9 protein-coding genes are annotated in these 11,914 nt (G+C 30.0%); 1 reads left to right on the forward strand and 8 read right to left on the reverse strand.

All coding sequences use genetic code 11. From position 1 onward, the window contains the following. Positions 1-53 precede the first annotated feature (53 nt). From N4A57_RS07015 to N4A57_RS07035, 5 genes are all read right to left on the reverse strand, one after another. Entirely contained in the window at positions 54-1,154 is a 1,101-nt protein-coding gene (locus N4A57_RS07015) for an acyl-CoA dehydratase activase-related protein (protein ID WP_293657115.1), read from the reverse strand. Beyond that, the gene (locus N4A57_RS07020) at positions 1,126-2,088 is read right to left on the reverse strand and encodes an acyl-CoA dehydratase activase-related protein (protein WP_293657117.1); all 963 of its coding nucleotides are present in this window, start codon (positions 2,086-2,088) and stop codon (positions 1,126-1,128) included. Before N4A57_RS07020 ends, N4A57_RS07015 begins: the two co-directional genes overlap by 29 nt. Before the next feature lie 89 nt (positions 2,089-2,177). After that, positions 2,178-2,906 (reverse strand): YetF domain-containing protein, encoded by a 729-nt coding sequence (locus tag N4A57_RS07025; protein ID WP_293657119.1) that lies wholly within the window; start codon positions 2,904-2,906, stop codon positions 2,178-2,180. 143 nt (positions 2,907-3,049) lie between these two features. Then, positions 3,050-3,772 carry a hypothetical protein gene (locus N4A57_RS07030; RefSeq protein ID WP_293657120.1) on the reverse strand — a complete coding sequence of 241 codons (723 nt, stop codon included), beginning with the start codon at positions 3,770-3,772 and terminating at the stop codon, positions 3,050-3,052. 195 nt (positions 3,773-3,967) lie between these two features. Next, the gene (locus N4A57_RS07035) at positions 3,968-4,873 is read right to left on the reverse strand and encodes a chemotaxis protein (RefSeq protein WP_293657121.1); all 906 of its coding nucleotides are present in this window, start codon (positions 4,871-4,873) and stop codon (positions 3,968-3,970) included. Positions 4,874-5,238: 365 nt separating this feature from the next. On the opposite strand from N4A57_RS07035, the gene N4A57_RS07040 reads away from it, so the two are divergent. Next, positions 5,239-7,044 (forward strand): HD domain-containing phosphohydrolase, encoded by a 1,806-nt coding sequence (locus N4A57_RS07040; RefSeq protein ID WP_293657122.1) that lies wholly within the window; start codon positions 5,239-5,241, stop codon positions 7,042-7,044. Positions 7,045-7,372: 328 nt separating this feature from the next. Here the strand turns inward: N4A57_RS07040 and N4A57_RS07045 are convergent, their stop codons facing one another. From N4A57_RS07045 to N4A57_RS07055, 3 genes are all read right to left on the reverse strand, one after another. After that, positions 7,373-8,599: an EAL and HDOD domain-containing protein gene (locus tag N4A57_RS07045; RefSeq protein ID WP_293657124.1), complete on the reverse strand. Its 1,227-nt coding sequence runs from the start codon at positions 8,597-8,599 to the stop codon at positions 7,373-7,375. A 219-nt stretch (positions 8,600-8,818) separates the two neighbouring features. Then, positions 8,819-9,910, reverse strand: coding sequence for a GGDEF domain-containing protein (locus N4A57_RS07050; protein WP_293657126.1), 1,092 nt, complete (start codon positions 9,908-9,910; stop codon positions 8,819-8,821). Between the two features lie 252 nt (positions 9,911-10,162). Further along, the gene (locus N4A57_RS07055) at positions 10,163-11,572 is read right to left on the reverse strand and encodes a sodium-dependent transporter (RefSeq protein WP_293657127.1); all 1,410 of its coding nucleotides are present in this window, start codon (positions 11,570-11,572) and stop codon (positions 10,163-10,165) included. Positions 11,573-11,914: the final 342 nt, after the last annotated feature.

Consider the following 11,914-nt stretch of genomic DNA (forward strand, 5'->3'; position numbering starts at 1 on the left):
CATATGTAAGATTTAAGTTTCTTGATACCCGTTCATAAATATGATAGTTTTTATCAATGATTTTCATCTAGAACATGCTTCTTTCTTTCTAACAAATCAACAAAAGCCTCAATTCGAGTAGAGTATCCTGCCTCCCCTGTCATCTCGTCTAATATTAATTTCAAAATTGGAATATTCTTTTCCTTTTCTATAGTAGGTAATATACTTTGTGCAACTATTTCAGGCATACACGTAAAGGGTAATAGATGGATTACGCCATGAAAACCCTTTTCACTATAAAGGACCGTATTCCCTATGGTATGCCTTGCATGACCTCCAATTTCTGTATTCAAATAGGCTTCTGCTGCCCTATGTACATCCTCTTTATTTGAGCTTATAAAAGGAATAAAGTCTATTTGCTCCTTAATAAATTCACTTGAAGTTACGGATCTATGAACTTCAACTCCCATATTTCCTAATTTTTTTATTATATCTAAATTTATATAGGGCTCTAAAACCGTATATATTTCACCTACAATACCAATTTTAATTACTTCCTTATTTTTATCTATTAATATATTTTTTAATTCTTCTTTTTTTCGCCTAATTATATTTAATGTTTCCCTGTATCCCTTGGCCCCATTTACTTCTTCCTCAAATTTAGCATATAATTTATCCACTTCTCCCTTTACCATTTCTCTAGGCCTTGTTTTTATAACAAGATCATCAAATTCATCAATTTCACACATAAGTTTTATTCCCTTAATGAATGCAGGTAATATCTTAAAATAGTTAGATGTATTTGTTGCTCTACTTAGTTTTTTGAGAAAGGATTTTATTTCTTTTAAGTTTTTAAAAGGTTCTCCGCAAATCATCTCTATATCATATCCTAAATTACTTAATATTTCTTCTTGAATCATATTATAATATCCTATTCTGCAAGGGTCACTTCCTCCCCACATAAAAAGTGTATCCGCTCCCTTTTCAATACTTTCCAAGTAATTTCCTAAAGTAATTTTAAATGGTATACATATTAATTCTGGAGAATATAGAGTTCCAAGTTCTAGGGTCCTTTTATTGCATTTTGGAGGAATAATTACTTCTCCTCCTAATTCTTCAAATACAGCCCTTAAGGCTATATACATATTACCCATTAGAGGAAATGTTATTTTCATTTATATCCCTCCATTTTATCATATCTACAAAGGCTTCTACTCTAGTATTAATTCCAGCTTCACCACTATGTTCATCCAGGGTTACTAGCATAAAAGGAATACTACTTTCTTTTCTAATAAAATTTTCAACCATATGGGCCACAACAGAATCAATGCCACATCCAAAGGTTGAAATATAAACTATTCCATGAATATTTTTTTTATCTATCATATACAAGGCTGTCCCAATAAGTTTCTTAGCAAAAGTCCAATATAAATTTCCTTTAAATTTACACGCATAATCATCTGTATATTCCTTATGTACTATTTCAGGAGTAAATACATCTATTCCCTTTTCTTGGATTTTATTTATAATATCCATATTCATATATGTATCATACAAATTGTAAGAATGGGCCATAACCATAACCTTTTTTTTATGTGATAAATTCCCTTTTGAAGTGGGTATTCCCCTATTTACATTCTTTTTATAGGATTTATAATTTGAATAAGCTTTATCATAGGCAGATAAAATCCGTGTAGAATCATTAGTAAAATATTTGCCCACTTCACAAATAATTTCCTTTAGCTTTTTTTTATTTTTCATAAAATCTATCTCTGGGTAAATTACCTGTGGTAAATCCTTTATGGAATATTTAATCATTTCAGGAAGACCACAAAACTTTGGACAAATATATTCACCCCTGCATACACTCTTTAATCGAGGAATAAAGAGATAGTCCACCTTATCTTTTATATCTAATACATGTCCATGATATATTTTTACGGGAATACAAGCTTCGTTTATAGTACTTTTTATTCCCTTATTAACAATTTCCTTATTTGTTTTTTGTGATACTATTACTTTCGCCCCTAATTCCTCAAAAAAAACTTTCCATAGGGGATAGTATTCATAAAAAAGTAGAGCCCTTGGAATTCCAACTTTTACTGTCATATGGTACCTCCAAATAATTTTTCATACTTTGTCATTATTAACAAATTTTTAAGTACTTATACTAAAATACTCCTGCTCTATTTTAATATTTATACGCCCTTATTATTTTCGCTAAAATCAATATTTTTCTCTAATTTATCTTCATATTTATCCACATACATCTTTCCATTTTCATCTATAGTTCCATACATAACTTCTTCAATTCTTTTTACCCCATAACTTTTAAGTTTATCTATTAAATCTTTACCACTTAACTTTCTTTTTCTTAAATTTTCATATATAATTTGTCCCCCTATAATTATTTCTGTAGGTATGCTTTCCTCTTCACATTTTAGATTTAAATCTCCTAAGGTTACTGTTCTTTTATGACTTTTTTTGAATATACTTAACTTTCCATTTGCTTCTAATAATCCATATTCAATATCTTCTGGTGATAAACAGTCATTTTGCCTAAGAAGTACATTTAGTTCATCAATATTATACCTAACTCTCTTTAAGTTTTTTTCTAGTATTTTCCCCTCTTGTATTACCAATACAGGCTCACCTTCTACCACTTTTCTAAAACTCCTACTTTTTAAGGAAATAAATGAAATTGCCCATGTAAGTATTCCAAATAAAATAAGGCCAATAAAATGTTGCATGGTCCTATTATCAAGATCAGTTGCCAGTGTTGCAGCTATGGATCCAAAGGTTATACCATTTACATAATCATGAAAAGCCAACTGAGATACCTGTTGTCTTCCTAAAAGCCTAGTAATAAACAATATGGAAAAAAAAGCTAAAAATGTTTGAATTATAATCTCTAAATATAATTTCACTTAAAATCAACTCCCCGATGTATTCATCTATTATTTTGCTACTATTTGAAAATAGTATGCTTAAATAAAATAAAAAAAGTCTTGCATAAGGGTATATCCTAAAAAAGATATATTCTATACAAAACTCTATAGGTTAATTATATTTAATTTGTTTTGTTATCATTTAAAAGTTCTATAGTTACTTTTGGAAGGGTCATATCCTTAAGCAATGAGTACCAAGGGTATTCCTTATATACCTCATCACTTCCCTCTAGCTTAAGTTGAACTCCTAAGCTTATACCTTCAAACTTCTTTAAGTTAGTTATAACATTCCAAAAATTCTTATGGGCAAATACTTCTTCTATGGATGAATAGGATGTTTCATTATATCTATTATAAATATCCACAAGTATTGCATTTATAAAAAGGGGTTCACTCCTATTTACATTATCTCCAATTTGTTCATAATACTTTGTTTCATATAGTCCTGCACAATAGTTAATCTTTTGCATCTTTACATAATCAATGTGATAGACCTTATCTAATATTCCATTTACAAATGTTATTCCTTCAAGAATAGATTTTTTATACTCTCTAGTTATTCCAAATTTATAAGTCCAGTTTTCTATTTTATCATTATACAAAATTAAATCCTTATCCTTAGTATGAAAAATGCAATTTCCCACTAATGATGTTTTTTCCATAGGTATATCCTTGTATTTACTATTGTCTATTGATATGGTATAACTTTTCTTTATTTTGTGCTTATAAACTTTCCCTTTAGCGAACTCTGTGCATATTCTGTAGTTATCGTAGTATATGTCATCTATACATGTGAATGTGCCTACTTCCTTGTATATAACTTTACTAAATGTATTAATATTCATATGTCCTCCTACTATATCTGTTGGCTTGTAAATTTACACCTATACCCATATTGTACCAAATTTCTAAATTCACCGTCAATATGATAAAATTTTTGTAACCAAAAGAACACACCCTATTATCATAGAATATGTTCTTTATTTTCAAATTTAATAATATATTGTATGATTAAATCTATAATTAATTTATCTTAACTATCATAAAGTATACTTATCTATAACTTCTACCAAGTCATCAATCTGAGGCTTACTCATTTGTGCATCAGCTCCTACAGATTCTCCTTTATGATGTAAATCATTGGTGATCAATGAAGAAAATATGATTACTGGCAAATCTTTTAATATGGAATGCTCTTTTACTTTCCTAGTAAGGGTATGTCCATCCATTTGAGGCATTTCTATATCTGTAATCAGAGCACCTACAGATTCTAAAAACTCTGTTCCATTTTTATCTACCATACTATTTAAATAGTCCAGTGCTTGTTTACCGTCGTCAAAGAAAGTAAGATTTGTGTATCCTGCCTCTCTTAATACGTCATTTAACATGGTTCTTATGGTAATGGAATCATCTGCCAAAATCAATCTAACATCTGATCTTTCTCTATTGTATTTAATATTTTTAATTCCCTTTTCATAAGCACCATAAGACTGTTTTATATCCATAACTACCTTTTCAAAGTCTAGAAGCATCAATATTTTATCATCAATTATGATATTTCCTATAACTAAAGAATCTTGTACAATCCCATTTGGTTTTTCAATATTATCCCAACCTATACGATGTATGCCAATAACCTTATCCACTAAGAAGGCTACCTTAGTTTTGTTAAATTCACATAAGAGGGCCATACTTCTTTTCACATCAGGATTTTTCTGTTTTTCTAAAACATATTTAAAATCAATTACTGTTAAAACATTACCTCTTATCAATGTCATTCCAGCTACTGCATTATTTGAATTAGGAATCTTTGTAATATTATCGACCTCAAATATTTCTTTTGTCTTTATTACATTAATAGCATAGTGTTTTTGTCCAACTACAAACTCTAATACTTCAACCTCTCCAGTTCCACTTTCTAATAATATTCCAGTTTGTCCACTCATCCATCTACCTCCTATTTGTACAAGATATAAGCTTTAAAATTCTTTTATATGTAAAATTCCCTTTTTCCATTACTAAATATAACAAGGTCTTTTTTCATAATATTCTACATTTTCTCTTAATTCCCTTCTTATTTCATCTAATTTCACTATTTTTTATATTTCGACAAATCCCTTCCATCCTTATAAACAAAATTCACATTCCAACTTCTTTAATATGCCATACAGATCATATTCCTTTATTTTTATGTTATTTATTCACAAATAAAAAAAAATATGACATTTTTAGAGGATATGATAGATAAATATAGAAATATTATATTTATCAAAATTCTACAAAATTTTTAAAAACATAGGGAGGAAACTTCTTGAGAATAAGAATTAGAAGTAAAATCACTATCATAATGCTCATATTAATTATTATCTCTGTTACAACATTAGGTTTTTTAACCTATAATGACTCAAAGGAAATAGTGATTAATCAAATAAAACTAAATAATTACAAAACATTAGAAAATGTAAATGATTATTTCTTGAAAAATTTCATGTATGATATGGAGTATGTTATTAACCATTGGGCCTCAAATGAAGATTTAAAAAATTATCGCAACAATCCTAATCAACCTAAAATGGTTACATCTATACCTAAACATTTTAGGCCCATATCGGATCAATGGGCAGGCTATGTTAGTTCAAGCCCTGATATTGCGTGGATATATTTAGGTGTACAAGAAGATGGCTCTATTTTCATTACTCCCATAGATACTACCATGCCTAGTGATTACGACTGTAGGACCAGGGATTGGTATAAGGCCACAATAAGTAATGACAAAAGAATCATTTGGACAGAACCTTATGTGGATGCAGGGGAGCTTGGAAATGTTATTGTAACTGTGGCAAAGGCCATCCATAAGGATAATAATATTGTAGGCGTAATAGGTATGGATATAAAATTGAAGAAATTTTCAGATATTATCAACAATATCCAATTTGGTGAAAAGGGCTACCTTATGCTCCTTAGCAATAAAGGAGATGTTTATGCACACCCAGATAATAAAATGCTTACAAAAAATATTAGTAATATAAAATGGGTAAAAACAGTTCTTTCCAAAGAACATGGAACAGATATACATAAATGGAATAATGAACAAGTAGTTATCTCCCATCTAACAATACCCCGTACTCAATGGAAGCTTGTAGGAGTGAATCCATTAGATATTGACAAAGAAGTTGTTGCCATAAAAAACAGATTCATTTCCATTGGTATATTTAGTGTATTTATCACCTTCATAATAGGTTATTTTTTATCATCTATCATTATGAATCCTGTGAATCACATGATGGAAGTAATTAATCAAGTTTCTACCCATAACGACTTTAACGTTCGTGTACAAATCAGGTCACAAGATGAATTTAAAATCTTAGGTGAAAATTTTAATGAAATGATTGAAAAAATAAGATCCCTTCTTCGTGAAAGAAATATTCATGTTCAGGAACTTGTAGATAAAAATAAAGAAATATTATCACAAAAGGAAGAAATTCTTGCTTACTCAGATGAGACAGAGGCCATGAATGAAGAACTACTAAGTCTTTTAAATGAAGTGAAGAATAATTATCTCTCAACAGTTAAAGTCCTTGCAAACTCCATTGAAGCAAATGACAAATATACCCATGGACATTGTGATCGTGTTAGAAATTACTCCATAAGTATTGCAAAAAAATTAAACCTAAGTGAAACTAAAATAACTGCCCTTGAATTCGCTAGTATTCTTCATGATATAGGAAAAATAGGTATCCCCTCTTCAATTATTAACAAAGAAGATAGATTGACAGATGAAGAATTCAAATTGATTCAAGAACATCCTCAAATTGGTTATGACATTCTTAAAGATGTGGCTTTTCTAGAAGAAAGTAGAAATATATTACACCAACACCATGAGCGAATTGATGGGAGAGGATATCCCCTTGGATTAAAGGGAGATGACATCAACCTATTGGCGAGAATACTCATGGTTGCAGATGCCTATGATGCCATGACAAGTGCTAGACCTTATAGGAAAAAACCATTAACAACAAAAGAAGCTATTACCCAACTTCAACAAGGTAAAGGCTCTCAATTTGATGAAGAAATTGTTCATGTATTCGTAGGTCTTCTCCATAGTAATACAATTTAATCTTAATGAATAAACTAAAAAACTTCTTATTATATTTCCTAATAAGAAGTTTTTTATGATTACAATGAATATTTATAGATTTCGTAACACTAAGATTTCTTTATACAGTAACTTGCCTATAAGGGAATATATATTGAAAATTTTTGGAACCCTGGAACGTCACAACATCCTATGATACTCCAACATGACTCATAAACCTATCTACGAAGATTCACACTTTCGCTTGTGACAAGGACTCGGGTGGAAAAGATTTTCAATAGTTTCCTGAAATAGGCCCGCATAAAGCTGGTTTATAAATACGAAACTTATATGTATTTAGGAATATGCCCTAATGACTATTTTTTAATTCTTCAAACATCCTATCGGCCCATGTAACTGAAGATAAATAATGGGTTGATAGTAGTTCAATTTTATAATTTATATTTAATGCTGAATTAATAGCCTCTGTAAAGATACCCCGTTCATAGGCAAAGCATATTTCCATAGCATCACTATATATGGTTTTTTTACCTAAAAGAGTATCCTTTATTTCATTTGAAACAGGTAGAGAATCTACTACTTTCTCCATGTCCATTTCTAAAATAGCATCTAATATGGATAGGGTTCCTAATAAGGCTAACTCGTCTACAGAATCTTTAAGATCAGAGTTAATTCCAATTTCCTTCAAAAGATTTGATCTTATCATGGCATATCTTACAACTTCATCTGTTTCTTGTTTACATATATTTCGAACCATTGCCAAAGAAAGCCATCTGCTAAATTTTTTTACACCTAGCATGGCTAATGCTTGTTTTATGGATTTTATTTCATATTGTAATCTAGTATTAGAATTTACTAGTTTCAATAGCTTATAAGTCAATGATACATCCATTAAAATAATATCCGATAAAGCTTCATAATCAGGCTCTGGGGAATTTAATTCATTCATAAGTCTTACATATTGGAGTGCACTTCCCCATAATGCCTTTCTCTTTTCTATAGATGGTTTTGAAAAATAAAAGCCTTGGTAGTAGTCAAATCCTAAAGATTTTGCCCATTGAAACTCCTCTTTAGTTTCTACTTTTTCCGCAAGTATTAATTTATTTGACTCCTTTAATCTTTCCACAACTGATTCAATTTCTTCTCTGCTACACTGGATGAAATCAACTTTAACAATATCACATAGATTAGTCACTTCCTCATAGCCATAATCAGCTGTATAATCGTCTATGGCAAGGGTATATCCTAACTCTTTAAGTCTTTTCATTTTTCCTAATAACTTATGATCAGGCTCTACGCTTTCTAATATTTCGATTACTACCTTATCCTTGTTTAATAGTTCAGGTATTCCTGACTTTATTAAATGTCCATCAAAGTTAATGAAAACCCTTGCATCTCCCACCAAACTGTAAATACCAAAATTAAGATAACTATTCATGAGTACAATTGAAGTTGCCACATTATCAGCAATATTACCCTTAAATAAGTTCATGTCTCCATCTCTATACAATAATTCATATGCAACTACATTATAATCACTGTCAAATATAGGTTGTCTTGCAACATATATATCCATAATAACCTCTCCCATTCCTACATTCTGCATATTTAGAAATAATTTTGTATTTTCATTCAATATACCCATTAGTGACTTTTCAAAGAAATTTTCCATCATATTCCATTTTCTATACCAATTGTAAATACGTACATAAGCCTATTATTTTATTTTAACATAAAAAGTATCCCCATATCATTTAATTATGAGAATACTTTATATAACAATTTTTTTATTAAATTATATTACATGACCTAGATGACAAACTCTATTTTTACCTGATGATTTCGCATCATAAAGTAACTCATCAACCCCTTTTATGAAATCATATTGATTTTTACGAAAATTCACTGGAATAAGGGTATCCGTCCCTAGACTAATGGTTACTTTAATATCCACATCATTCACTTTAAAAGTATGATTTTCAACGTTTTTTCGTATGCGTTCAGATAATTGTATTGCCACATTCAACTTAGTACTTGGTAAGATAATAGCAAATTCTTCTCCACCGTAGCGTGCTACAAAATCAGATTTCCTAACACTTCCTCTAACTACTTTCGCTAATTCCTTTAATATTTCATCACCAACTAAATGTCCATATGTATCATTGATTTTCTTAAAATCATCAATATCAATCAAGGTTAGACTAATAGGTGTTTTAATTTTACAAGCATGTTTTTTTAAAGAATCAAAATAAGAATAAAAGGATTGATGATTATTCAAACTTGTTAAATAATCTGTTGTAGCCAGTAGTTGAAGTTCATTATTTTTCTTAATTAACTCATTATAATAATAATGCCTTTCTTCTTGTAGTATACTTATTTGTTTCAGTGCAAATCCAATTACTAAATTTACTAAAAAATATAGTGAAATACTTGTTATGAGTTCAATAGTTAAAATATTTGGACCATGGCTTTTAAATACTATAAGCGCATGTAACACTGATGCTAATAAACTAAATACAATACTTTTTGACCTATGATAACGAATACTTTGAATAATCACATAAATATAGAAAAAATCCATAAGATCAACATGGTTTTTCTTTTGTATATAGATGAATATACCAATAAAGAATCCATCTACTATACTCATTATTTTACTTGGTTCACCTTTTTTTTCCCCTTCTTCATTATATGTGTCTTTGGCAAAAACAAATATTTTTATGGCTACATAAATTGCAAAAGAAATACTAAAGGCTTTTATAATGACAAAATCACTCTTTACGAAAAGTGGGAAAGATATATTCAATAAAATTAAAAGAAGAAAAATCTGAAGAGCCAAGTACAACTCTTCAATTAATTGAGATTCATCGGAATTAAAGCTTAGCATAGAGACCCTCCATAACCAATTGAAAATTATTATCATTTCCTATTTTAGTCATTATAATATACATTTTCTAGAATGTCAATAATATCCTATTGATCCATAACTTATTACTATCTAGGCCTATTCATAAAATCAAATAGTTATAGCTCTGTATTTAAAACAGATCATTTCCAGAATAAAAACAGCTTAAGACGCCATTGTCTCAAGCTGTTTTTATATTTAATAATATATTGTACTTTTTTACAAAACCTTATATTAAAGCTTTTTAGATATGGCTGCAAAGAATCCAATTATACATATTCCCAATATCATAATTGGGCCAGAACCGCTTTCAAATCCTTGACGAATTCCATTAAATGCAACTACTGCAATTGTAATTGGAATAACAAACTTAATTAATCCATACCATGCTCCAAATAGGCCAAACTCTACTGTACCTTTGTTTGTAACTTCATCATATAAGTCTTCTTTCTTTAATCTCCAACCTGCGAAAATACATAATAACATTCCGCCGATTGCTAAGAATATCTTATCTGTTAATAAATCAAATATATCAAATGCACCTGTTCCAAATAATTTCGGTCCTACACCGCCTAGTGACAATGAAGCTAGGATACAAAGTAATACCATAACCGTTGATGAAGAAAATACTGCTTTCTTTCTACTAAATTGCTTTTCATCAATTAAAAAGGCAACAACAACTTCTAGTAATGAAACGGAAGAAGTTAAAGCAGCCACTGTAAGAGCTACGAAGAACATAAGTGCAAATACAGAACCCATGGCTCCCATTTCTGCAAATAATGTAGGTACAACAACAAAAACTAATCCAGGTCCTGCTGCTGGCTCCATACCAAAGGCAAACATTGCTGGGAACATGGCAATACCAGCTAATAATGCAACGGCCGTATCCATTGCAGTAACAATTGCTGCATTTTGCACAAGATTTTCACTCTTAGAAAGGTATGAACCATAAGTAATCATACATCCCATACCTAATGATAAGGAGAAAAATGCTTGCCCTAATGCGGCTAATACAACACTACCATTTAATTTGCTAAAGTCAGGTTTAAATAAGAATTCCATCCCAGCCATTGCACCAGGTAAAGTTAAACCTTTAATTGCAATAACAATTAAAATACCAAATAATAGGGGCATTAATACCTTTCCAGCCTTTTCAATTCCAGAAGATATACCCTTTACAACGATTACCACGTTTAAAATAAGATATAATACCATCCACATTAGTGGAGCACTAGGATTCGTAATAAACGCACCAAAAGAATCTCCAATAGCGCCTGGGTTATTTAACAAACCACCTGCTACTTTAAATACATAAGCAAGAGCCCATCCTCCAACTACAGGATAAAATCCCATAATTAAGAATCCACTTAAAACTCCTAAAACTCCTGCAAAAGTCCAACGCTTATCCACCGATTTAAAAGCACCAACAGCAGCTAGCTGTCTTCTTCTACCTACAGCAAATTCTGTAAGCATAACACTAAAACCAATAAGTGCAACAAAAATTAAATAAACTAAAACAAATGCGCCACCGCCATTTTGACCTGCGGTAAATGGGAATTTCCATATATTACCTAGACCTACTGCCGAACCAGCCGCTGCCATTATAAAGCCGATCTTCGAGCCCCAATTTTCTCTTTTTTCCATATTTGTTTTCTCCCCCCTTAATTTAAAGTTAGAATATTTGTGAAATTTCATTAATTATATCATACTTTTTCACTTTAATCTAGTAAATTTTTTGATTATTAATATGCAAATTTCATGTTATTATTCATTAGCCTATATACCCTAAAATAAAGTCATAGAAAAAGTATACCAGAAAATTCATAAAATTCAAGATTATATTTAATTAAAATGGTATCTATAGAATGGACACTTTGAAAAAAAGTGTTTAGACTATGGGTACTTTTTTTATACAATATAATATAAGAATAGGAGGCTATTAAATGAGCAAAATTTTATTCACTAAAAAAGATATTAAAAAACTTA

This window comes from Anaeromicrobium sp. (assembly GCF_025210435.1).
Taxonomy (GTDB): domain Bacteria; phylum Bacillota; class Clostridia; order Peptostreptococcales; family Thermotaleaceae; genus Anaeromicrobium.